The sequence below is a fragment of the Streptomyces sp. AC555_RSS877 genome (genome assembly GCF_019049245.1).
Taxonomy (GTDB): Bacteria; Actinomycetota; Actinomycetes; order Streptomycetales; family Streptomycetaceae; genus Streptomyces.
Genome location: NZ_JAGMUK010000013.1, coordinates 15,906 through 37,681 on the forward strand (window position 1 = coordinate 15,906; position 21,776 = coordinate 37,681).

General features: G+C 69.9%; 19 protein-coding genes and 1 pseudogene. 11 read left to right on the top strand and 9 right to left on the bottom strand.

Going from position 1 to position 21,776, the window contains the following annotated elements; all coding sequences use genetic code 11:
* Positions 1 to 32: 32 nt before the first annotated feature.
* From KUM49_RS05410 to KUM49_RS05420, 3 genes are all read right to left on the bottom strand, one after another.
* Entirely contained in the window at positions 33 to 1,163 is a 1,131-nt protein-coding gene (locus KUM49_RS05410; RefSeq protein ID WP_254400771.1) for a hypothetical protein, read from the bottom strand.
* A 37-nt stretch (positions 1,164 to 1,200) separates the two neighbouring features.
* Positions 1,201 to 1,422 (bottom strand): hypothetical protein, encoded by a 222-nt coding sequence (locus KUM49_RS05415; RefSeq protein WP_217235539.1) that lies wholly within the window; start codon positions 1,420 to 1,422, stop codon positions 1,201 to 1,203.
* Positions 1,423 to 1,682: 260 nt separating this feature from the next.
* Positions 1,683 to 1,886 carry a hypothetical protein gene (locus KUM49_RS05420; protein WP_217235540.1) on the bottom strand — a complete coding sequence of 68 codons (204 nt, stop codon included), beginning with the start codon at positions 1,884 to 1,886 and terminating at the stop codon, positions 1,683 to 1,685.
* 749 nt (positions 1,887 to 2,635) lie between these two features.
* On the opposite strand from KUM49_RS05420, the gene KUM49_RS05425 reads away from it, so the two are divergent.
* Both KUM49_RS05425 and KUM49_RS05430 read left to right on the top strand, forming a co-directional pair.
* Positions 2,636 to 2,872, top strand: a complete 237-nt coding sequence (locus tag KUM49_RS05425) for a hypothetical protein (protein WP_217235541.1) — start codon at positions 2,636 to 2,638, stop codon at positions 2,870 to 2,872.
* Positions 2,873 to 3,639: 767 nt separating this feature from the next.
* Entirely contained in the window at positions 3,640 to 4,719 is a 1,080-nt protein-coding gene (locus KUM49_RS05430) for a replication-relaxation family protein (RefSeq protein WP_254400772.1), read from the top strand.
* Here the strand turns inward: KUM49_RS05430 and KUM49_RS05435 are convergent.
* Complete coding sequence (locus KUM49_RS05435; protein WP_254400779.1) at positions 4,672 to 6,516, bottom strand: ATP-binding SpoIIE family protein phosphatase; 1,845 nt, start codon at positions 6,514 to 6,516, stop codon at positions 4,672 to 4,674. The genes KUM49_RS05430 and KUM49_RS05435 overlap by 48 nt on opposite strands.
* Before the next feature lie 3 nt (positions 6,517 to 6,519).
* Between KUM49_RS05435 and KUM49_RS48035 the strand changes: the two genes are divergently transcribed.
* Positions 6,520 to 6,837 (top strand): hypothetical protein, encoded by a 318-nt coding sequence (locus KUM49_RS48035; RefSeq protein WP_254400788.1) that lies wholly within the window; start codon positions 6,520 to 6,522, stop codon positions 6,835 to 6,837.
* Between the two features lie 828 nt (positions 6,838 to 7,665).
* Here KUM49_RS48035 and KUM49_RS05440 read toward each other — a convergent pair.
* A complete protein-coding gene (locus tag KUM49_RS05440) occupies positions 7,666 to 7,872 on the bottom strand; it encodes a hypothetical protein (RefSeq protein WP_217235542.1) in 207 nt (68 codons plus the stop codon).
* Between the two features lie 439 nt (positions 7,873 to 8,311).
* Here KUM49_RS05440 and KUM49_RS05445 point away from each other — a divergent pair.
* Together KUM49_RS05445 and KUM49_RS05450 are read left to right on the top strand one after the other, a co-directional pair.
* Positions 8,312 to 9,370, top strand: a pseudogene (locus tag KUM49_RS05445) (transcriptional regulator); the annotation flags it as partial.
* Between the two features lie 5 nt (positions 9,371 to 9,375).
* On the top strand, positions 9,376 to 9,933 hold the full coding sequence (locus KUM49_RS05450; RefSeq protein ID WP_217235543.1) for an XRE family transcriptional regulator: 558 nt from the start codon (positions 9,376 to 9,378) through the stop codon (positions 9,931 to 9,933).
* A gap of 332 nt (positions 9,934 to 10,265) precedes the next feature.
* Here the strand turns inward: KUM49_RS05450 and KUM49_RS05455 are convergent, their stop codons facing one another.
* Positions 10,266 to 10,454: a hypothetical protein gene (locus tag KUM49_RS05455; protein WP_217235544.1), complete on the bottom strand. Its 189-nt coding sequence runs from the start codon at positions 10,452 to 10,454 to the stop codon at positions 10,266 to 10,268.
* Positions 10,455 to 10,651: 197 nt separating this feature from the next.
* Here KUM49_RS05455 and KUM49_RS05460 point away from each other — a divergent pair, with 197 nt between their 5' ends.
* Genes KUM49_RS05460 through KUM49_RS50155 form a run of 3 tightly spaced genes read left to right on the top strand, consistent with a single transcriptional unit; the run spans position 10,652 to position 14,689 of the window.
* Entirely contained in the window at positions 10,652 to 11,503 is an 852-nt protein-coding gene (locus tag KUM49_RS05460; protein WP_217235545.1) for a hypothetical protein, read from the top strand.
* Positions 11,496 to 12,218: a DUF5753 domain-containing protein gene (locus KUM49_RS05465; RefSeq protein ID WP_254400773.1), complete on the top strand. Its 723-nt coding sequence runs from the start codon at positions 11,496 to 11,498 to the stop codon at positions 12,216 to 12,218. Before KUM49_RS05460 ends, KUM49_RS05465 begins: the two co-directional genes overlap by 8 nt.
* Before the next feature lie 44 nt (positions 12,219 to 12,262).
* Positions 12,263 to 14,689 (top strand): Helicase associated domain protein, encoded by a 2,427-nt coding sequence (locus KUM49_RS50155; RefSeq protein WP_217235546.1) that lies wholly within the window; start codon positions 12,263 to 12,265, stop codon positions 14,687 to 14,689.
* Between the two features lie 40 nt (positions 14,690 to 14,729).
* Here KUM49_RS50155 and KUM49_RS48045 read toward each other — a convergent pair whose 3' ends face one another.
* The 3 genes from KUM49_RS48045 to KUM49_RS05485 form a co-directional block, all read right to left on the bottom strand.
* On the bottom strand, positions 14,730 to 14,825 hold the full coding sequence (locus KUM49_RS48045) for a hypothetical protein (RefSeq protein WP_254400774.1): 96 nt from the start codon (positions 14,823 to 14,825) through the stop codon (positions 14,730 to 14,732).
* A gap of 284 nt (positions 14,826 to 15,109) precedes the next feature.
* Entirely contained in the window at positions 15,110 to 16,531 is a 1,422-nt protein-coding gene (locus tag KUM49_RS05480; RefSeq protein WP_217235547.1) for a hypothetical protein, read from the bottom strand.
* A complete protein-coding gene (locus tag KUM49_RS05485) occupies positions 16,528 to 17,136 on the bottom strand; it encodes a hypothetical protein (protein WP_217235548.1) in 609 nt (202 codons plus the stop codon). The genes KUM49_RS05480 and KUM49_RS05485 overlap by 4 nt, the downstream gene beginning before the upstream one ends.
* A gap of 187 nt (positions 17,137 to 17,323) precedes the next feature.
* Between KUM49_RS05485 and KUM49_RS05490 the strand changes: the two genes are divergently transcribed.
* From KUM49_RS05490 to KUM49_RS05500, 3 genes are all read left to right on the top strand, one after another.
* Positions 17,324 to 18,718, top strand: a complete 1,395-nt coding sequence (locus KUM49_RS05490; protein WP_217235549.1) for a DNA-binding protein — start codon at positions 17,324 to 17,326, stop codon at positions 18,716 to 18,718.
* A 210-nt stretch (positions 18,719 to 18,928) separates the two neighbouring features.
* Positions 18,929 to 19,639 carry a TnsA-like heteromeric transposase endonuclease subunit gene (locus KUM49_RS05495; RefSeq protein ID WP_217235573.1) on the top strand — a complete coding sequence of 237 codons (711 nt, stop codon included), beginning with the start codon at positions 18,929 to 18,931 and terminating at the stop codon, positions 19,637 to 19,639.
* Positions 19,636 to 21,732, top strand: coding sequence for a Mu transposase C-terminal domain-containing protein (locus KUM49_RS05500; protein WP_217235550.1), 2,097 nt, complete (start codon positions 19,636 to 19,638; stop codon positions 21,730 to 21,732). Before KUM49_RS05495 ends, KUM49_RS05500 begins: the two co-directional genes overlap by 4 nt.
* Positions 21,733 to 21,776: the final 44 nt, after the last annotated feature.

The following is a 21,776-nucleotide window of genomic DNA, read 5'->3' on the forward strand; positions in this document are numbered from 1 at the left end:
GCGGAAGGCATGGCCGGGTTCCGGGGAAGCTGTCATGGGCCCTGTACGGTCCGGCTGCCCCCTGGCGTGCTCACCGTATGGTGCTGTGGGTGCGTGAGGCGTACTCCCTGGGCCCAGCTGCGGGCGTAGGTCACAACGTGGAATCCGCCAGCGTGGTAACCGCTGCTGCGGATCACCACCTCGGTGTCCGTGACCTCCACGGTGAGCCTGCGCCGTGCTCCCCAGATGCCCACCAGGTAGTAGTTGCCCGCGATGGTCACATACCCATCGTCGTCGGGCATCGCCCGACCCTGGGCACGCAGCCCCAGCAGCTCTGACGCCTCGGCGGGTGCCCGCATCGCGAAGCGTTCCCTGGCCCAGCTCTCTGGGGTGGAGGCGGCCGAGGCGTTCGCATCGTCCACCCAGGACTTGAGCTCTGCGGCGAAGGCATACGGGGAGGGCGCGGACGGCCGGACCGGGAACTCGGCCTTGAGGCGTTGGCGGGCGGCATGGAGCGCAGGCATCGCAAAGCTGGTCTGGACAGTGAGGTCCGCCAGCTGGGCTCGTGCCAGGTAGGTGTCCCAGGAGAGGTCCCATCCTTGTGCGGCGAAGAACCAGGGCACCAGGGGCTGAATGTCTTCGGTATCCCAGCACAGGGTGTGCGGGACGGCGTCCCATTCCTGCAGCAGGTGTCGGTGGGCGATCCATGCGTCGCGGAAGGCGGTGCTGGGCAGGAGGCAGGCTGCCAGGTGCCGGGAGGCGCCGGCGACCATGACCAGCACGGGGCAGGTGCTGCACTGCCCGTGACCGACGTCGAACTCTTGCGCAGGCAGCCACAGACCGATTTCCGCCCAGCCCGGGCGGAAATCGTGCAGTACCGGGCCGGGGGACAGCCGCCCTGCCCCCGTCGGCAGTGCCGTCTGCGGTGGGGGCAAGGTTTTACGCAGTCGGGCCACGTGCGAGCGCAGCAGGCTCGCGGAGGCCGGCCATTTGACCCGTCGCGCAATATCGGCGGCTGTCAGGGCAGGGTCGTCCCGGAGCAGCCGCAGGATCACCTGCTCGAACGGGGCGGCCACTGAAGCCCGTTCGGGCCGCTGGTACCGGGGCGGCTGCGGGCTGCGGAGCAGGCGGCGCACGGTGTTGGGGGCGATCTGCTGGCTGCGGGCGATCTGCTTGATCGGCATGCCCTCGGCATGCAGACGGCGTACCTCCTGCCACTGTTCACGGGAGAGCACGCGGCCCCTCCTCCCGTTCGGCGTCGCCCTCCTGGATCCGGCGGGTCTGCTGCCAGGCCGTACGGACCTTGCCCAGCGCGTGAATGACCGGCACCAGAGCAAGCAGCAAGGTCTCCGCCTCCTTGAGCGCTCTGCGAATGACGTAGAACAAGATCGCGATCACTGCGGCCGCGGCCGACGCGAGGGTCACCACCGTCTCGACACTCATGCGGCACCGCCTTGGACGGTGCGCCAGCGATCACGTGTGTGTGCGGGTCCCACTTCTTCTACTCTCCCAACCTCGTTCGCCCTGCGGGACCCTCACGACGAAGGCCCGCTCCCTGCCAGCGCACATGGGTGTCCATTTGCGCTGACAAGAGGCGGGCCACTCGTCTTCAACTACTGTCTCGGCGGGCACTGACAAACGCGCCTCCCCCTGCCAACTGAATCTTGAACCCCGATGCACCCAACGATCCATGTTCCTGCAGGTCAGACTCCCATCGGCGCACCGCACACGTCTCGCGGGCTTTCACCAGCCATGGACACCTTCCTGCCCCACACCTCCCCTGCAGGCACCTTGAAACCGCAGGTCAAAGCCTTCCCGGCGGATTCCTCCTTCCAGAACATGACGGCATGCTCCTCGACGTCGACGATGACGTACTCCGCCTTCCTGACGGCAACGGCAGGCGGCATGACGGTGAGGTGCTCAGGCGAGGCGGCTGAAGGCCCAGCGCAGCCGCTCCTGGTCCGCACAGGGCGGCCGGTGTGGGTGTGGGCGGTCAGCCGGGCCCAGACCGCATCACCTCGGTGATGCAACAACGTCAACATTCCTCCGAGGCTGCGTACGGCTCGCCTTGGATGGCGCACCGGTGCGGGAACGGTGTAGCGGACGGGTGCCGGACCGGACGGCAGTTTGCATCGGTTTGTCGCCCCCACGGTGGTGCTGCTTGGAGGCGCTGGCCGACACACAGAGTTCCGACACGACGAAGCCGGCGCCCGAGTATCGGATGTCAGGGCAGGGGCCGCAGGTGATCGGTCATCGGAGGCCGGGGTGCTCGAGGCTGCCGGTGTAGCGCTGGGCGGCGGCAGATGCTCTAGCCAAACAACTCAGGACATTCAAGGGACCGGGGGCTTCCGGTAGCCGAAGCGCGGAAGTCTGCGGATACCCGAAGCTCTCGAACTCTTGAATGCTGCCTGCCTGTTGGCCAGAGTCAACTCCGCACTGCTGCTTGGACGTACCTCACACGTAATCGTGTGACGAGGAACAAGCCAGCGCTGAAGGTGCAGGTCAAAGCAGGGTTGCGGGGCTAACCCCGGCATCAATGACTCTGGCGCCTGCTGTCGGAGCGTCCTGCCCGAGACACAAGGGCTGAGGAGTCTCCACGCTCCGCACTCCCACCGCACACGGATCCGCCGCGTGCCCACACCTGAGGGGGAACCTCGTGTCCACGCTTGCTCTGCTCGTCGTACTGCTCTGGGTTGTCGTCGGCCTGGCGGTCGTGGTCGGCCTCGGCTATCTCGTCTTCCGCCGCCCGCGGCTAATGGGGCCGATCATGGTCTCCCTGACCGCCGCCACCGTCCTGGTCGCTTTCCTGGCCTGGGCCACTCAGGCCGGCGCGCAGTCTGGTGGAGCCTGGCCCGGCGGCCCGGCGGCCCCGACCGTCCGGACAGGGCGTTAACTGCCGTGTTCAAGGCCAGCGTCCTGCGCGTGGCGGCAGCGGCGAAAGCAGCGGCCTTCATCGCGGGTGGCCTCCTGCGTGGGGCTGGGGTGGGCGGTGCCGTTGGCGGGCATCTTGAACACGCGCGGCAAATGGACGTGGTGGTGCTCGACTTCGACCTCGCGGCCGGGAAGCGTTGCCGCCGGAGGAGAGCAGCTCCTTGGAGGAGAGGATGCGGGAGAGGCTCAGGCCGGCGCCGCAGCCGACTCGGGGATGACTGCGGCACCCGCCCCGCGCAGCCCGTAGCGCAGCAGGAAGAACACGCTCCGGGGCCCACCGTGCCAGTGCCCCGCCCTACGGCCGCCACGCTGCGCCGATCGAGTGGCGCTTGGACCAGGGCGACGCGCGCGGCCCCGCCGTCGCGCGCGCGAGGGCAGAGGCGCACCCCGATCCCCTCGCCCGCTGCCCACGCTCCCGCCCCACCTCCCTTTCCCTTTCTCCTGGTGTTCGAGGCGGGCGCGGGTGGCGTAGAGGGGATGTCGGGCTCGCGACCACGGCCGGAATGGCGTGGTGACCTGCCTGTATGCAGACCGGGCCCGAGAACGGACGGGCCGCTGTCGGAAGGGTTGCCAGCGGGGTTGTCGGCCCGGTCGGGGGCGGTGTTGTCGCACCGTGACCATGGTCGGGCCTTCATGGTCGGTCCCCCGGTCGGGGCCGGCTGCTGCGCTTCGTCGTACGCGCGGCGCCGACCAAACGGCGCCGCACCGTACGAAGCGGGAGCAGACACGATGCCCGACGTGGACGTGGGCAGCGGGGACCGGCTGGCGCTGGCGGTGCTGGTGCAGTACCGGATGGCCACCACGGAACAGATGCACCTGGTGATCGCGCCGGGGGTGCGGATCGAGCAGACGAGGCGGCGGCTGGCCAAGCTGCGCAGTGAGGGGCTGGTCGACCGGATCACCCTGCCGCGGGCCGGACGGACCCGGGTGTGGTTTCCCACCCAGTACGGGGTGCAGGTCGCCGGTGAGTGGCCGGAGCTGCGGGGGCGGCGGCCGCCGAAGACGGTGGCCGATCCGACCGCCGTGCGGCTGCGGGTCGGTCATGGGCTGACGGTGACCGAGACCGCGCTCGCCTTCCTCCAGGACGCCCGCCGCCAAGGTGACCTGTGCCGGCCGCTGGACTGGCTCCCCGAGGTCTACCACCCCCGCGGCAGCGGCGAGGCCGTCATCCCCGACGCACTGCTGTACTACCGGCGCGGCAGCGGTGACGACTGGTCGATGCTGCGGGCGTTCGTGGAAGTCGACCGGGCCACCATGGGCCCCGAACGCCTGGCCGCCAAGGTCACCGCCTACTCCCGCCTCTACCACTACACGCCCGCGCCCGCCTCGCGGCGCCGGCCGGCCTTTGGCCAGGAGCCGCCGCAGGAGGAGTGGCGGCGGCACTACCCGCTCTTCCCCCGGGTGTTGTTCGTCCTGGACGGCACCGGTCCGGCCGGGATCGACACCCGCATCAGGGCCCTGCACGCGGCAGCCCGGGATCTGGCGCCGTCCGGCTTCCTGCGCGACGTCGTCGTCCTCGTGGCGCCGCTGATCGACCTGCTCCGCAGCGCCCGTGTGGCGGCCCGTCGACAACCCCGACCCGAGAGTCAGCTGGAGCGGCCCGCGGCATCCGTAGACACTCAACCCGGCCTGCGCAATGGGCATTGCACAGGCCCGACCATGGCTGGGTGCCAAGGAAGCCCCTGCGGCGATGCGTGCAGTGCCACGGACCTCGCGGCTGACTGCCCCTGGGCCACCGACACGAAACCGAGAGATCGCACGTCACTGCTTGATGTTGAGTTCGAACCAGATCACCTTGCCGGTGCTTAGGCGGGTCGCGCCCCACCGCCGAGACAGCTGGTTGACTACAAAGAGCCCGCGCCCGGACTCCCCAGTAGTGCGCGCATGCCTGACCCGTGGCAGCTGAGGTACATCGTCCCCGACCTCGCAGCGCAGTACGTCCGTGCGCAGCAGCCGTAGCGTGATGGGCCGGGATGCGTACCGCACAGCGTTGGTTACGACTTCGCTGACCAGAAGCTCGACGGAGTCACTTAACTCTGCCAGGTCCCAGCGCTCCAGCGCCTGCCGGGCGAGACGCCGGGCTCGGCGTGGGGCCGTGTCCTCCGGCTCCAGGAACCAGTACGCCGCGTCGCTCGGCGCGATCCCGTCGAAGCGGGCGGCGAGCAGCGCTATGTCGTCGTCCCGGTCACCCGGGCCGAGCATGTCCAGCACCTCGTCGCACAGGAGTTCGAGGGGCGGCGGATGATCGGGGCCCGTCAGCTGCGCCGTCGCGGCGAGCTTCTCCCGCAGCTGCTCTATGCCGGTCCACACGTCCCGTAGACGCGACTCCACGAGCCCGTCGGTGTATAGGAGCAGGGTCGCTCCGGCGGGCGCGTCCAGCTCCACGGCCTCGAAGTCGACACCGCCGACCCCGATCGGCGCCCCCGGCGGCACCCGCAGCACCTCGGCCCGGCCGCCCAGATGCAGCAGAAGCGGCGGGGGATGGCCCGCGTTGGCGAGGGTGATCCGCTGCGAGACCGGGTCGTACACGGCGTACAGGCAGGTCGCCATGCGGTCGGTGCCCAGGCGCTGCGCCTGCTCGTCGAGATGGTGCAACACCTCCTGCGGCGGCAGATCGAGCCCGGCGAGGGTCTGCGTGGTAGTTCGCAGTTGGCCCATGAGTGCCGCCGACGTCATGGAGTGGCCCATGACGTCACCGACGACCAGGGCGACCCGGCTGCCGGGCAGCGGGATCGCGTCGTACCAGTCGCCGCCCACCCGCGTGGTCTCGGCAGCGGGCAGATAGCGGGAGGCCAGCCGTACGCCCGTTGTGCGGGGGAGTGTCTCTGGCAGCATGGTGCGCTGCAACTCGTCGGCGAGGTATGCCTCACGGCCGTACAGCAGCGTCCTGTCTACGCCGAGCGCGCTGTGCGTGGCGAGCTGGGCCGCCACAAGCAGGTCGTCGTCCTGGAAGGCAATGCGCTCCGGGCCGCGCAGGAAGAGCGCGGCACCGATCACCCGGCGCTGCCCGCGCAGCGGTGCGAGGATCCCGCGCTGCCCGGCGGGGAGGCCGAAGACACCACTGCCACCAAGGAGTTCGGGCAGGGCGGCGCGGGCCGCAGGGGCGTCCGCGAAGACGGGCCGTACCCCGCGCAGCACCTCAGCGAGGGCGCTGCCTGGGTGCACCTCGCACAGCTCCGCAGCGAGCACCGGTGGTTCGGCCGGCTCGACACGGCGCAGCCGCAGCACCAACGGACCGGTGGGCCGCTCGTCGCCGACCGGCAGCGGCTCACGGAGATAAACGAGGATGGTATCTGCGAACGTCGGCACGGTGGCCCGGCACAACCCCAGCACGACCTCGTCAAGGCCCATGGCTCGGGCGATCCGCCGGGTCGCCGCACCTATGTAACGCAAGCGATCAGCAGACAAACGCGGTGCTTCGGTGACAGGAGAAAGGGCCGTAGAGCTGGTCAGCCCATTTTCCGGGGTTGTCCGGGACAATCCCGAGGTTACCTCCGATGCCCGAGGAAGAGACTGTGATTCGGGTATGCGCTGCACCTGCCCAGGCACGATCTTCGTCGCAAGAGCCTCATCGGAAGCAGAGGCCGGCGGTGTCCTGTAGCCCATGTCGTGGGCGGCCTGCTGAACGGCATCGTGCTCCTCATCAAGCACGGCACGTGTCTTTTGCAGGGCGAGGTCTACGTCGTCGAGAGCCGCGTCATCGTCAGGGATCGCCTGCAATCCGGGCTGAGGAATTTGCAGGGTCAGATCCGGCGAGAGGTCGTAACCCTCATCTCCCATCCCTTCATGCAGCGCAGCGAGTTCGGCTTCGAGGCCATGAATGCGGCGGGCCGCATGGTCGGCGACCTGCTGGGCGGTGTCCCGTTCCTGCTCGGCGCGAGCCAGTTGCCGGCTCAGGTCGGTCTGCTGCCGCTGCGCGCGGGATAGGCGCAGCTCCAAGGTTGTGTGCACCTCAAGATCTTCGGGTGGCAGTGTCTGCAGCTCATCGACCCGGCGCTTTAGTTCCACCACCTTTGCCTGGGCCTGGCCGAGCATGGCGAACAGAAGCGTAGCGATTTGCAGTGCCTGGTTCCTGCTGCGCTCGCTGGCCTCGTATGCATGCCGAACGACCTGCAGTTCCTGGTAGACCTCGATGGTCCGGTCCTTGGCCGCCAGCAATTCGTGGGTGAGTGCCAGCTCCTGTGTACCTCCCACAAGCGGTGTCGGGCTGGCCTGCGCTCGGTCCCATAACTCTCGTGCCGTCTGCAGACGCTGCTCAGCACAGTCAACTGGTTCATCAGGGAAGCAGACGTCAGCCACAGCTTCGACCAGGTCCCACGCCAGCGCCTCACCGGTCAACAGGTCACGTAGTCGGCGCAGCTCGGGCACGGCCCCGGCCACGAAGTGGTCCGACGTGAGTAGCTGGTGGAGCTGCCTCACCGATATTGCGGCCTCAACCAGCCAGGAACGCACGAGCTCAACCAACTGATTGATCTCAGCACACGATCCTCGCGGTGGTGCCCATGGCCGACCCGGTCGCTTCCCCTTGGCGCCCACGCGCCCCCCGCTCAGTTGTTCGCCGGACAACCCCCTGTTGTCACCGGAGAACATTCAACCGGCTCACCAGCGGGTTTTACTCGGGTTCGTCGTAATCCCTCCTAGGCACAACATCATCAAGGCGGCGCACTCGTGAACTACGGCTCCACAGCGTTCCTGCTTCTCGTCCTGGCGGTGGCGGTCCTGTTCGCCATCGTTGCTGCGGTGATCGCCTTCGGCCTAGCGCGCTGGGAGGGAGTTGGCATTCCGGCGGCCCTCTCCCGCAGTGGGGTCGCCTTCGCTGCAGCCCTCACCTTGTGCCTTGCCGTCTTGGCAGCAGTAGGCCGGTAAGCCCTGGCTGACGAGGAAGTCGTCCTCGCCGTCAAAGCGCACCGAGCGGTCCTCGAGCGCTTGGGCCTTGAGCCGCCGCAGCTGCCGTTCCGTCATCACAGCGGCTTCTACGACTACTGGCGCAAGAACGACATGTCCGGGGGCGGCGGCTGGCAGGCGCGCCGCGAGTGCATAGAAGAGCTGCTGGAGCCGACCAGGCAGGCCCTGGAGGACCTGCAGGAGGCCGAGTACGAGCAGCGGTTCAAGAACGGCCCCCCGTGGCACCTTCAAGAACCTCATCTTCGCGGCCGTCGGCCCGAAGCCGCAGATCCTGCTGCGGGACGCGGTGAGCAACGAGGTGGAGATCGTCCGGAACGCCGAGGACTGCCTCGTGTATAAGGACCCTCTGCTGGCGCAGGGCCTGACCTGGCGACAGATGGTCACCTGGTGGCAGGCGCACCACATGCCGGGCGCCGAAGAGCCGGAGGCCGCCGATGCCCTGTACCGGCGGCTGTACCACTCACTGGATTCCCTGCCGGAGCAGACGGTCCTGCGTCACAACCCCGGCTCACTCGGAACGGAGCCGATGGACCCTGCCCCGCCCGAGGCCACCCCCGAACACCCCGTCGTCGTCGACAGCGGCTGGAGCGGCGGCTTCCTCAACGAGGAGGCGTACCAGTGGGTGCGCGACGTCAGCCTGCTGACGGATGAGGAGTGCACGCTGCCGTACGCGGTCGGCCTGGACCTGAACACCGCCTTCCTCGCCGCCGCGGCCCGCCTCATCGTCGGGCTCTCGGAGCCCGACCACTTCCACGCCCCGACGTTCAACCCGAAGATTCCCGGCTCCTGGCTGGTGGATCTGTCCCACGTCGAGGTGGACCCGCGCCTGCCCTCGCCGTTCACCCCGGACGGCACCCGGCCCACGGGTCCGGCCTGGTACCAGACGCACACCGTCGCCTACGCCCAGGAACTCGGCTACAACGTCGCTCCGCTGGAGGCGTACCTGCGCCGCGAGACCGGCGCCTACCTGGACCCGTGGCACGACCGATTGAAGAACGCCTACGCCGACACCCTCGCCGACCTCGGCGTCACCAAGGACCTCGACGACCGTGCCTTCCTCGCGGCGATGGAGCGGCACAAGGACGTCGACCCCGCCATGGCGGCCGTCCTCGCCGCCATCAAGGCCACCGTCAAGGGCGGCATCGGCAAGCTGCGCGAGCGCCCGCAGGGCAGGAAGTACCAGGAGGGCGAGCGGTGGCCGGCCCTCCAGCGGCCGACCTGGCGCCCCGACATCCGCGCCGCCGTCATCTCCAAAGCGCGGATCAACATGCACCGCAAACTGCGCAACATGGCGGCCATGACGGGCCTGTACCCGCTCGCCGTGCTCTCCGACTGCGTCGTCTACCCCTCACCGGGGGAGAGCCCGCTGGACTTCCTTCCGTACGCGGCGTCCGGCAAGCCCCAGCCCGGTGGCTTCCGCCTCGGCCCCACCCCGGGCCTGGCGAAGCTGGAGGGCGTCCAGTCGATGCTGTGGGCGGTCGACCTCATGGAACAGGGCTACAACCCCGCCCGCCACATCAAGGGCGGCGACGCCGTCCTCGACGAAGGAGAGTAGGCGCTGTGGGAGAGATCGAGGACGCCATCGAGCGCGCCGATCGGGAAGCCTTCACCCGCCAGCCGCCCAAGACCCTCCAGGCCCGCATCAACTTCCTGATCAAGCAGCTCAAGACGACCAAGGCCGTCGCGGCGGAACTCGGGGTCAGCCAACGGTCGGTGGAGCGATACCGCAAAGGCGAGCGCAAGCACCCCCCGAAGAACATCACCGCGAAGATCGACGACGCCGTACGGCAGCGCTGGCAGCCGCAGGTGCGCAAGCGCCGACGCAAGCAGGCCGCCACCGCGACCGGGATCACCGTGGAAACCAGGGCCCGATTCGGGTACACCGCACCGATCGGCACCACCGACGACGGACGCTTCCGCCGCCTCACCGTCCACCTCCCCCCGGCCTACGCACAACGCCTGTTCGACGCCCGCAACACAGGCGCCAGCGACCAGCAGATGCGAGGGATCATCGCCGAGGGATTCAGAGAGATCTACTTCCAAGACGGCGGCAGCCGCGCTTTGGGACTCTCCGACGTCACCCTCAACGACATCGACTACCTCGACCTCGACTACTGACGCCGCTCCCCCGTCGCTGGTTCGGCGTTCGAGGTCGCTGAGGCGGTCACAGCGTGGTGGTGGGCGCAGAAGTGGCCGGAAGAAGTCCCCGCACACCAGGAGCACGACGATCACGCCCCACCCACACCGAAAGCCAGCCGTACGTCCGCGGTGGCAGGCCTCTTCCACGGAGCCGCCACCACCATCGGCAATATGGCCATCATCGCCTGGCTCACCGACCACCTGTAACCCGCACCACACCACCGGCCCGGGGATCTCCACCGGGACCACGGGCCGGCTTCCAGGGGAGTGCGCAGCCGCTGAGCGCCAAGCAATGCCCACCCTTGCTGGGATCAACGGATGAGCGATCGCAGTACCGGGATGCTGAGACCGGCAGCGCCCAGCCCCGCCAGGACCGCCCCGGGGGCGGAGAAGTCGGAGAGGAAGGTCAGCCCGCCGAAGATCAGCCCGATGATTGCTGCGGTCACCAGGACGACAGCCGTGTGCATGCTGATGAAGGGGGGCTCAGGCGGCGAACTCACGTGCGCTCCAGCGGTTGTTGGCGGTGATGACGTCGCTCATATGTCGTGGTCGGCCTGGCATCCCACGGTTGAATTCTGTGCAGCAGCACTAGGAAAAAGATCTTGGAAAAGTCCGTGGGGTGTCCTCCGGCGGGCGACTTACAAGGGGTCGTCTCCGTGCTGTTCGGGGGCGGTGACGATGACCGGAGGGGGAGGCGATGAGGGGCGACGCCGAGGAGGCGGGCCGGGGGGCCGCCGCCGCGCGCGCCCGGCACCTACAACCTGTCGTAGGCAAGCAGGGGCAGTTCCTCGGAGCGCCCGTGCCTCTCGAAGCCCAGCGTGAGATGAAGGCGGTCGACGCCCGTCAGGCCAAGAAGCTGCAGGAGAACCTGGACCGGCGGATGGCGGATCAGCAGATGGTCCGGCTGCTGTCCGAGAGCGGTTTCGCGGGTGGTCACTACGTCCGCTTCCAAGACGTGCTCGCCCGGTACGGGATCTCGGTGCTGCGGGGCTGGCTGTACTCCGGTTACGTGTTCAAGCTCGTCGCCCTGCGCGGCTTCGACCTGAAGCCGCACGAGTTGGAGCTCGAGGAGCTGGTCCGAGACAGCGATCTGAGGGAGGAGCTGGCGATGATGACCGTCGCCCGGGCCCTCCCGGTGTTCCGGCAGCGGGCTCTGGTCGAGGCCGGATGGCGGTCCGATGGCGGTGCCAGTATCGCGACGTACTTCATGGGGGCGTGCGCCTACGAGTTTCCCAACGAGTACCGGCGCCACCGTGTGCAGCAGAAGCGGTGGCACCGCGGCCAGGCCACGGAAGAGATCACCACCGAGGGCAGGTTCGCGATGCGGGGCGTGGCCGAGGATGTCCTGGGCAACCTGCGGGTGCTCCAGGATCTCCGGGACATCGAGGACCCGCGGACCCGGGCCGCCGTCGCCCTGACGATCGATGGCTACACCCAGGAAGAGATCCAGCAGCTTGTGGACGCCACGTCGATCCGCGCGATCGAAGGTCTGTTGTACCGGTGGCGGACAAAGGCACGGCAGCGCGAAGAAGGAGGTTTCCATGGCTGATCTGGACGACGACTTCGAGGCGCTGTTGGAGGGAACATCTCTGGGAAGCCGGGGGGCCCGCCAGCTCCGCGCACGCACACCGGCCTTCCGAGCCCGCGCCGTACGCGAGACGGCCGGCTGGTGGCACCGCTACTCGGACGTGCTGCCCAGCTGGTTCCCGACGTATGTCGCTCTGGAGAGCGCGGCCTTGCGGATCCGCACGTATGAGGTGCACTACGTGCCCGGTTTGCTTCAGACCGAGGCGTACGCCCGCGCGCTCATCCAGCACGGCCTGACGGGTGCGGTTAAGACCGACGTCGACCGGCACGTCGCCGTGCGCATGGAGCGGCAGAAGCGCTTCGTTCGCGAGGAAAGCCCGGAACTTCATGTCGTCTTGGACGAGGCCGCAGTCCGCCGCCCGCGGGGTGATCGCGAGGTGATGCGGAGCCAGATCCAGCATTTGATCGAGGTGTCCGAGTGGGAGCATGTGCGGCTGCAGATCGTTCCGCTTGGCTACGGCGGGCACTCCGGCGAGAGCGGCGCCTTCAGCATCCTCAGCTTTCCAGAGCCCGACCTGTCCGATGTGGTCTACGTGGAGCAGCTCACCAGCGCCCTCTTCCTGGACAAGCGATGGGACGTGGCCCAGTACGACAAGGCGATGAACTCGTTGCGGCAAGACAGCCTCGGTACCGACGAGAGCCGCGACCTGCTGAGAGGGCTGCTGCAGCGGTTCTAGCTGTGCCGGCCCTGGGCTGGCCAACGGCCCCGGAAGGTGATCGTGTGCGTGGAGTGTTGCGGGTGGTGCCGGTGGCCGGTGAGACGACGTGGTCGTTCCTGCACCGGGTCGCGGCCGCCTACGGGCTGCAGGCCAGCGACCTGACGGCGTGGTGGCGGTGGCTGAATCCCGTGCATCGAGGGCGCGGTGTGCGCCCGGACGGCGAGGTACTTCTCGATGAGGTGGCGCAGGAGCAGCTGGCCGGCTGGTGCCGGGTGCCGGGCGGGCATCTGGCGTGGGCGTTGCCGTCGTGGTCGGCCGGGCCTGCAGCGCTGGCCGGCCGGGGAGGTCTGGGGCAGGGGTGGGCGCGGTGGCGGGTGGGGTCAGCGGAATGGGGGCCGGTGGTGTCCGGCTGCCGGCTGTGTGCGGCTAGGCGCGACCCGGGTGCTGGGCGGGTGTGGGTGTACCGGGCGCGGTGGCAGCGGTTGTGTGTGCGCCATGGGCGGTGGCTGCTGGATGTGGGTGAGGGGCATCCGTGGGAGTTCGCCGATGTCGACTTCCTGGTGCGGGAGTTGGACGGTGCGCAGCGGTGTTTTGGCCGGCTGGTGCGGGCTCGGGCGGGCGTGGGTGTGGTGGGCGGGGAGGTGTTCGCGCTGGCGCGGGCGGTGGTGTGCGGGTGGTGGGAGCGGGAGGAGTTCTGGGCGCGGGAGCGGGTGTGGGGGCCGCGTCTGGAGCAGGTGGTGGCGGCCACCTGCCGGCGGTATCCGGGGCCGCCGGGCTGGGGGGAGCGGCAGTGGCGGCTGCTGGTGCGGGACGCGGTGGTCTTTCCCGAGGTGGTGACGGTGGCGGCGGCGTTGAGCGATCCGGTGTTGCGGCGGCTGGCCGCCGGGAGCGCGGCGCCGGCTCTGGTGCGCAGGCCCGGTGGTGAGGGGTTCATCGCGGCGTTGGGTGCCCGACTGGGACGCCACTGGCTGAGGGAGGTCGAACAGCCTGATCAGGCAGGGCCGTTGTCGATGTGGGTGCAGGCGGTGGCCCGCGAGCAGCGCCGGCCCGCGGGGGTGCTGCCGCCGCCCGAGCGCGGGATGTGGTGGGTACGCAGCGCGCACCGGCCCATGGAGGTGGGCCCAGGCCTGCGTCTGCTGGCACCCGCCCTCGATACCGGCGCGGGTCCAGGCGGGGCAGCCGCGGGGGCGGGGGCGGGAGGGTGGCGGGCGGAGCCGGCTGTGCCGCGGCGTACCGGGCACGGTCAGGGCCTTGCCCGGCGGAACGAGGAGCTGTTCGCCGAGGGGCTCGAGCACGCGCGGGCCCACGCGGCACGCGTGGGACACCTGGCGCTCCCCCACACCGGTGGCCGGGCCGGTGCCGGTTTCGATCTGGGCCGGTGGCTGGCCAACCGGCGTGCCGACGCAGGATCGCTGACCCGCCGGCAGGCGGAGCAGCTCGGCGCGCTGGATGCCTGGTGGAATCCGCCGTGGCCGGTCGACTGGCAGCGTGCCTGGCACCGCGCCCGCACCCACGTGACAGAGTGCGGGCCGGTGCACGGCGGGGACAACCTGCAGGGGCTGCCGCGCTGGCTCGAGCGGTGGCTGCGCCACCAGATCACCCACTACCCGCAGCTGCACGACGGCCAGCAGCAGCTGCTCGCCGAGCTCGGGCTGACCGCGGCCGAGGCCGAGCGGTTTAACGCCTGGCCCGGCCGGCGCCGCCCCGCCGCCGACGGCCTGGCCCGGGCCCGCGCGTATGCGGTCCGCCACGGCCACCTCGCCGTCTCCAAGCCCACCCGCACCGACGACGGGTTCGCCCTGGGAACCTGGCTCAACCAGGTACGCCAGCGTCAGCATCCCCACGGTCGGCCAACTCGCCTGGGCCGGCACCTGACCGCCCTGGACGCGTGGTGGAACCCTCCGTGGCCGGTTGCCTGGCAGCGAATGTGGTGGGCCTGCCGCTACCACCTGGCCGGCCTCCCCGACGGCCTCGCCTGGTGGCCGGGCGCACCGGATGCCGAGCAGGCCACCGCCTGGCTGGGCGAGCAGCAGGCCCGGCGGCCACTGCTGCACCCACAACAGCAGGACCTGGTCGGCCAGCTGGGGGCACTGGCCGGCACGGTGCCGGTGTGGCAGCCGCGGATCAGCGACACCGCCTGGCACACCCTGTCCGCCCTGCTGCCCCCGCCCTCGCGCACCGGCGGCCGCTGCCGCAGCGAACGGCAGATCCTGGAAGCCATCGTCCACATCGCCTGCACCCGGCAGGCCTGGCGACGCCTCCCCCAGGCTCTGGGCCCCTTCCGGGCCTGCCGGCTCCGCTATCTGCACTGGCTGGCCGACGGCACCCTCACGCGTATCACCACCACCCCCCTACCGGCCACCGACCAGGCATGGCAGCAAACCCTTGCCCACCGGCTGCGGGAAGCAGCAAGGCCGAGGCAGAACCGTCCGCCGGCCCCGGATTGGGGCGGCACCTCGACAAACCACATCAGGCGAGGGCAACAGTGAGGGTGCGCCGGTCGAGGTCGAGTTGGACGGTGCCGCCGTTCTACTCGCGGAGCTGGCGCCAGACGGTGTAGCCGGTGAGGATGGCGTGTTCCCAGTCCGCGGCGCGGCAGACGCTGACCTCGAGGTGGGCGGTCATGTGGCCGATGGTGGTGAGCAGTTCGTTGTCGTATCGGCGAAGTAGCGGTGGCGTGCGGCGTAGGAGAAGACGAGGGCGGAGATGCCTTACCAGAACACTTCGTGAACAAGGTGCTCTGCTGCACAGCCCAGCTGGCCTGTGGCCCCGGGCTGGGCAGTAGAAACCTCAGGTTGGGCTCCATCCTGGACAACCCGGAGGAGAGCCCACGTAGTCGGCCACCGTCGGGCCCGGGGCGGTTCTGACAGCCGTCCCGGTCTCGGGGCGGCCACCACTTCAACGAAGCCCTAAACGTCGTCGAAGCTTGGCTGGCTCCATGGCTGGTCGGGAGGCGGGCCTTGGGCTCCGAGGAGCTGCGTGATCTTCTCGGCTTCATCGCTCGAGAGATCAGAGAGCAGGCGCGTCGTCGTGCCGAGGAGGGCGTCCAGCGGTACCTGGGTACGTGCGCCGCGGGCGCTGGCGATTCCGGTGCCGAACAGGCACTGGAGAGTCTCGCCGGAGGGGATGCGGGCATCGGCCTCGATGACTCCCTCGGCCTGTCCCAGCGCGTCGCTGATGCCATCGAGTTGGACGTCGTGGGAGATGTCGTCGCCGGGGCCGCCGTATCCGACGTGGCGGTCCGTTACGACCATGCGAAGAGAGGTCAACGGAATGCCGAAGCGGTCGGCCCTGTTCCTCACCTCGTCCAGGCGGGGCAGGTCGTGCTCCTGCCCGAGCGCGAGCTGGCGCCGGGACTGGGCAACCAGCACATGGAAACGCGGGGTCTGCAGGATCAGCTGTCCGGCCTTCACCGCCCAGCGCCACGGGCTGAGGTCCGCATCGGCCGTACCGGGCACGATCATGCAGACGCGGCTGGTCCAGAGCCGGATCGCCTCACTCATCAGGTGCTGAAGGTTGCCGGTGCCGGCGGCCGGGGTGCGCAGCAGGACGGGGAGGCTGATCATGCGGACGACCCGGTTCCAGAACGCGGCGTCGGCGATGTCCTCAGATTCCAGCAGGTACATCAGGGCCGTCTCGTCGAGATGGGCGACGCCTCGCTGGGGTGCGGGAAAGCTAGCGAGTGTGGAGCCGCCGCCTTGCCAGAGCGCGGCGAGGAAGGCTGACATCCGGTCGGCGACGTCGGTGGTCATCCGCGCGGTGAGGGCGTTGACGGCGTCGCGGGTGGGAACGCGTTCTCCCGCACGGGCGGCCTCGGCTCCCTGAACGACCGTGTTCAGGAACTCCTCGGTCGCCGCTTTGTCGAGGGTGCCGCGGCCGCCTTCGAGGACGGAGCGGGACACCAGATGGGGGATGCCGGGAGAGTCATCGGCCGGCTGGAGTGTGCCGAGCGCGGAAGCGTCGAGGAGGAGCGCGGTGCTGCTTCCGGGAAGCGGGGGGAGATCTCCCTGTTGCCGGGCGGAGGGCAGCTGGCCGAGAGCCACCAGCACCGGCCGGTCCGCACGGGGAAGGCGCTGCAGGTCGTCCTCGAGCTCACGCTGGTCCGATGTGGTGCGCAGATAGATGAACCGGCGTGGTGTGCGGGGCCTGTCGGGCCATTCGAGGACCATGTCGGGGACATGGGTGTGGTTGAAGAACTCGGTCTTGGTGACGATGGCTCGGGGGTCCATGCGGCGCAGGTGCCGGGCGACGATGTCTTTGACCTGGGTGAACATCATCCGGTCGTCGGGCTCGTCCATGGCCTGGGAGATCGACTGTTCGACGATGTTCACCACGAGCCCTCTCTGCGGGTGAGTTCGGCGGCGACGATGGCTGCCCAGTCCTTGAGCGGCAGGAGGGTTTCCTGCTTGTCCGAGAGCACGATCAGCCACAGGCGTGCGGCGACCGACCGGGCGAGTTCGCTGTCCAGGAGTTTTCGGGCTTCCTCGGTGTCGCTGGTGCCGAAAACACGGCTGCTGTGCTGAAGGACTGCGGTCTCCACCTGGTCAGGTGAGTTGAGGGTGGACCAGGAGTTCGCCCGGAACGGTGCCCAGGTGATCCACATGAAGTGGTCGCTGAGATGGTGCTGGATCTGGGCTGCCACGTAGCACTTGGCGAGGAACTCGTCGAACTGGGTTCCCTGATCGCTGGGTTGCGCGTAGTTCTTGACCTCCGCGCAGAACATGTCGTTCTGGTAGGGGTCACCGCGCATGGCACCCCCCAGATCAAAGGAGAACGTCCGGCCCCCGTACGGCCAGGCCAGAGTCAGCCGGCGGCCGCAGGACTCCGAGTCCGTGTTCGCGTACGCGCCGAAGATGCGCATCGTGCCCTCGAGCCACTGCTTGGCTCTGCGGGCCCCCGAGAAGCCCTTCACCTGAGCATCTTCGCCAACCACCACAGGCGTAGCTTAGTGCGATCGGATCATCACGATGCGCTCGAACGGGCCAATCCCTTGCCACACCGACGCCTGCCGGCTCCGGGTAAGGGAGACCACGGCCTGGGGAAGTAATCAGACGACAGGCCGAGGACCGGACGGCTGCTGCGAAAACGCCCGCCCGGATCGGCGAACACGAGACCGTGGTGGAGTGACCCATCATCCCGGCCTTTTGCGGACAGCTCCCCTGCAGGGGGAGACGACCTCGTCGCTGATCTGCCGCATCGCAGGCAGCTACGGGATGGAAGCGAAAGCGTTGCGGTCGTACTGGCAGTGGCGCAACTACCCGCCTGGGCACGAGGGCGGAGGCGCGCGGGCCGACGCCGAGGTGCTGCTGAACGCAGCCGGACGGCAGCTCCTGGCAGGCCTGTGCGGCGTCGAGGAAGACGTGCTGGCGCGGGCGTTGCCGTCCTGGGGACAGGAGGACTCCAAGCTGTCGGCCGGAAAGCACGGGGTGCCGGCGGCGGCGTGGCGGATCGGGGGCGCGGTCGCCGGTCCGGTCGCCTTCGGCTGCCGCCTCTGCGCGGCCCGGCGTACGGGGACGGCCGTGCGGGTGGTGCGGTACGCGCCGCGATGGGAGCGGGTGTGTGTCCTGCACGGGCGGTGGCTCCTGGACGCGGACGCCGACCAGTCTCTTGAGTATCTGGACGTGCGGTGTGTGCCGGAAGTGACCGCGGCGCAGCAGCGGTGGGCCAGGGTGGGGCGGCGGGCGGTGCGGGCCGGAGCGGAGCTGGAGAGGGTGTTCGCTCTGGCGCACGCGGTGGTGGCCCGGTGGTGGGAGCAGGCCCTGCACTGGGAGCGCGAGGCGGTCTGGCCGCGGCGGCTGCACCAGGTCGCGGGCGGCAACGCCGGGACGGAGCTGGAGCGGTGGCGGATCGTGGGGCGGGACGCGGTCGTCTTCCCCGAGGTGGTGGCTGTCGCCGACGCGCTGCTGGACCCTGCCATGGCCGAGCTGGCCTGGCGCGACAGCGGTGCCGGGCGGCCACGGCCGCTGCCCGCCGACGGGGCGTTCTGCCGCCGGCTCGGCGAACGGGTCGGGCGCGGGTGGCTGGGGCCGCTGGCTGCCACCGACTACGGCGGACCGCTGACCTCGTGGATGGGCGCTGTCATCCGCCTGCGCCGCGAGGTCGGCGGGCCGCCCGGTTACGACAACGATCCGTGGTGGCTGCGCCAGGAGCACCAGCCGGCGACGATGGCCGGGCAGCTGCGGGTGCTGGGCAAGGAGAAGAAGGCGCCCGGCTCGGGCAGGATGTGGCGGGCCGTGGTGCCGCCCGAGCAGCGGGCACTGATCACCAGTGCCGTGCAGAGCGCCGAGGAACAGCTGCAACAGCTGCGCAGGGTGCAGACCGGGCCGGCCGCCGACGTCGCCCGCCGACTCCTGCGCAGCCTGCGTCACAGCGCCGACCTGATCGACAATGCCTGGAAGCGGACCGCCTTGGCCGCGGTGAACGCCGGGATGTCCCTGGAAGAGATCGCCCAGTGGGCGGAAATGTCTCCTGACGCCTTGATGACCATGCTCGCGGCCGGCCAGGAAGACGGCGGCTGAGAATCGTGTTCGTAGCGGGCGCGTTGACTGTTGGCCGATAACAGCACTCGTCGGTGGCAGAAATACTGAAAACGCGGGCGCGCGCGGCCGGGCAGGAGTTGGCTGGCGCAAGTGATCAACGCAGCAGAAACCCGGCCCGGGGGCCGGCCAGGGCGGGCCGCACCGTGTGGGAGCGGCTTCGAGGCGGTCTTCCTCGACCCTCTCGGGCAGATGGTCCAGCAGCGATGGGCGGACGCTGCTTTGGCAGTGGCCTTCGAGGGCCTACCGCCCGTCTCCGCGTTCCCGGCGATCCCGGGGCGGCGGTGGGGGCCGGGCCTGTGGTGGTCGGCCACGACCGGACGGCACGTGGCGGCCGGGTCGAACGCGATGCGCCTCCAGCTGATGGTCCTGGACCGCGCCCCGGAGGTGACCGGGCTGGCGGGCCGGCCGGTGCGACTGCTGTGGCGCAACCACCGCGGACAGGTCCGCTCCTGGGTTCCGCAGCTGTTCGCCCGCTATACCGATGGCACCGCCCTGCTCGCCGACTGCCCCAGCCACCCCGACGCCGGCGGCGAACGCGCCCTGAACGCCGCGGAGGCTGTAGCGGAAGCCTGCGCGCACCTCGGCTGGACCTACCGGCGCCTCGCCCCGCTCGACGACATCCTCGCCGCCAATCTGAAATGGCTGGCCGGGTACCGTCACCCTCGCAACGCTGGCCGCCCCGGCCTCATGCCCGCCGTCCTCGACGCATTCGCCCAGCCCCGGCCCCTGTTCCAAGGCGCGGAAGCGGCCGGCGACCCGATCGAGGTTCTCCCTGCTCTCTTCCATGCTTTGTGGCACAGACAACTGACAACCGACCTGGACGTCCCCCTCCACGAGCAGGTCCTGGTCGGCCCGGCCCAGAGCCGAAACGGCCTGGACAGGACGGGAGGCCGCAGGTGAGCGCCCGGCGCAACGCCCGACCGGCGCTCAGGGTCGGGGCTCACGTCCGCTTCCGCGGCGTGAAGTGGCAGGTGGTCGCCCTGGCCGGGCAGGACATCCACCTCATCGGCCCGGACGGCGGCGGTGAGGCCGTACTCGCCGGGCACCTGTTCGCCGACCCCAGCTTCACCGTCATCGGGGCCGAAGTGCCCCAGCCGGCCCCGCAGTGGGGGCTGTTCGAGACCGCCCCCGCCGCCGCGCGCGAGAAGGCGCTGGCCTGGCAGCGGCACGTGAGAGAGGTTGAATGCGGCCTTGCCGGCGGGCCCGGCAGTGACGGGGCGGTGCGGCCGCAGTACGACCCCGAGCAGCACACGCTGGCCCAGCGCGAGCAGGCCAAGGCCCAGGAGCTGACCGCGCTCGGTTTCGGCCGGGTCTCGCGCACCACGGTGCAGCGCATGCGGCTCGCCTACCGCAAACAAGGCCTGTGGGGGCTCCTCGACCACCGCAGCACGCGCGCCCCCAGCCCCACCGGGCGGGCCGACGAACGGGTCGTCGCCGCCGTCCGCGAGGCGCTGCGCCGCCGGCGCGGCCGCTCCAAGGGCACCATCAACGGCCTCTTCCCCCTGATCAACCACATCCTGGAAGACCGGCACGGCCCCGGCACGGTGCCCTCACCGTCCCAGGCCACGCTGTACCGGCTCGTCACCACCCTCGCCCGCCCCGGCGAACTACCCAGTGGCCCCGTCCGGCAGACCCCCGCGAGCTTCGACGGGCGCGCCTTTACACCCACCACGGCACTGCGGCCCGGCGAGCAGGTCCAGGTCGACACCACCCGCTTGGACGTCCTCGCCCTCTTCGACGACGGCCGCCTCGCCCGCCCCGAACTCACCATCGCCATCGACGTCGCCACCCGCGCCATCCTCGCCGCCGTCCTGTGCCCCAGCGCGACCAAGGCCGTCGACGCGGCCCTGCTCCTGGCGGAGATGGCCGTCCCGCACCCCGCCCGCCCCACCTGGCCCGACATCCTGCGCATGGACCACGCTCCGGCACTCCCCCACCAGCGGCTGACCACACTTGACGCACGCCTGGCCGGCGCTGCGGCCAGGCCGGTCGTCCTGCCCGAGACGATCGTCGTCGACCGGGGCAAGGTCTTCGTCTCCCGGGCGTTCACCGCCGCCTGCGAAACCCTCGGCATCAGCGTCCAGCCCGCCCCGCCGTTCGCTCCCACCGCCAAAGGCATCGTCGAGCGCGCCTTCGGCACCATCAACCACCTGTTCTGCCAGCACCTGCCCGGCTACACCGGATCCGACGTCACCCGCCGCGGCCCCGACGCCGAACAAGAAGCCTGCTACAGCGTCCCCCACCTGCAAGACCTCCTCGACGAATGGCTGGTGCACTACCACCACCGCCCCCACGAAGGCCTGCGCCACCCGATGATGCCCCGCAAGGCCCTCACACCGAACCAGATGTGGGCCGCGCTGATCGCCGTCGCCGGACACGTGCCCGTCCCGTTGACCGGCCACGACTACCTCGAACTGCTGCCCGTGCGCTGGCAGGCCATCACCGCCTCCGGCATCCGCATCCACCACCGCACCTACGACCACGACCTCCTCGCCCCCTACCGCGGCCAGCCCTCCCCCCACACCGGCCGAGGCGGGAAATGGGAGATCCACTACAACCCCCACGACGTCCGCCTGATCTGGATCCGCCTGCCCGACGGTCTACTGACCGAGATCCCGTGGATCCACCGCGACCACGTCCACCAGCCGTTCAACGACCGCACCTGGCAGCACATCAGAACACTCGCCCTGCACGGCAACCACCACGACGCCGAACAGCACGAAGCCGACCTCGCCGACGCTCTCGACCAGCTCATGCGCCGCGTCCACAGCGGCCACGCCACCAAAACTGAACAGACCCTCCTGGCCCGCACCGCCGCCATCCCGCTCCCCGCAGCCCGCCATCCGCAAGACGACACCGGCCCAAGCGCCGACAGGCCGGCACAGCAGGACGAGGACGACAGCATCGACGACCTCCCCGACGACGACACCCACCCCGCCACGGCCACCGGATTCGGGCTCTACGACGCATACGAGGAAGCCGACAAGTGGTAAGCCCACACCCACAGAGCCCGAGCAGCACAGCAGCCACCGCCGGC

Coding starts and splice junctions, on each gene's coding strand:
- KUM49_RS05430 (WP_254400772.1), top strand. CDS start 3,640: ATGCCCGACGTGGACGTGGGCAGCGGGGACCGGCTGGCGCTGGCGGTG.
- KUM49_RS05410 (WP_254400771.1), bottom strand. CDS start 1,163: ATGCCGATCAAGCAGATCGCCCGCAGCCAGCAGATCGCCCCCAACACC.
- KUM49_RS48045 (WP_254400774.1), bottom strand. CDS start 14,825: ATGACCGCCCACCTCGAGGTCAGCGTCTGCCGCGCCGCGGACTGGGAA.
- KUM49_RS05415 (WP_217235539.1), bottom strand. CDS start 1,422: ATGAGTGTCGAGACGGTGGTGACCCTCGCGTCGGCCGCGGCCGCAGTG.
- KUM49_RS05440 (WP_217235542.1), bottom strand. CDS start 7,872: ATGACGGAACGGCAGCTGCGGCGGCTCAAGGCCCAAGCGCTCGAGGAC.
- KUM49_RS05495 (WP_217235573.1), top strand. CDS start 18,929: ATGGTCCAGCAGCGATGGGCGGACGCTGCTTTGGCAGTGGCCTTCGAG.
- KUM49_RS05420 (WP_217235540.1), bottom strand. CDS start 1,886: ATGCCGCCTGCCGTTGCCGTCAGGAAGGCGGAGTACGTCATCGTCGAC.
- KUM49_RS05435 (WP_254400779.1), bottom strand. CDS start 6,516: ATGGGCTACAGGACACCGCCGGCCTCTGCTTCCGATGAGGCTCTTGCG.
- KUM49_RS05460 (WP_217235545.1), top strand. CDS start 10,652: ATGAGGGGCGACGCCGAGGAGGCGGGCCGGGGGGCCGCCGCCGCGCGC.
- KUM49_RS05465 (WP_254400773.1), top strand. CDS start 11,496: ATGGCTGATCTGGACGACGACTTCGAGGCGCTGTTGGAGGGAACATCT.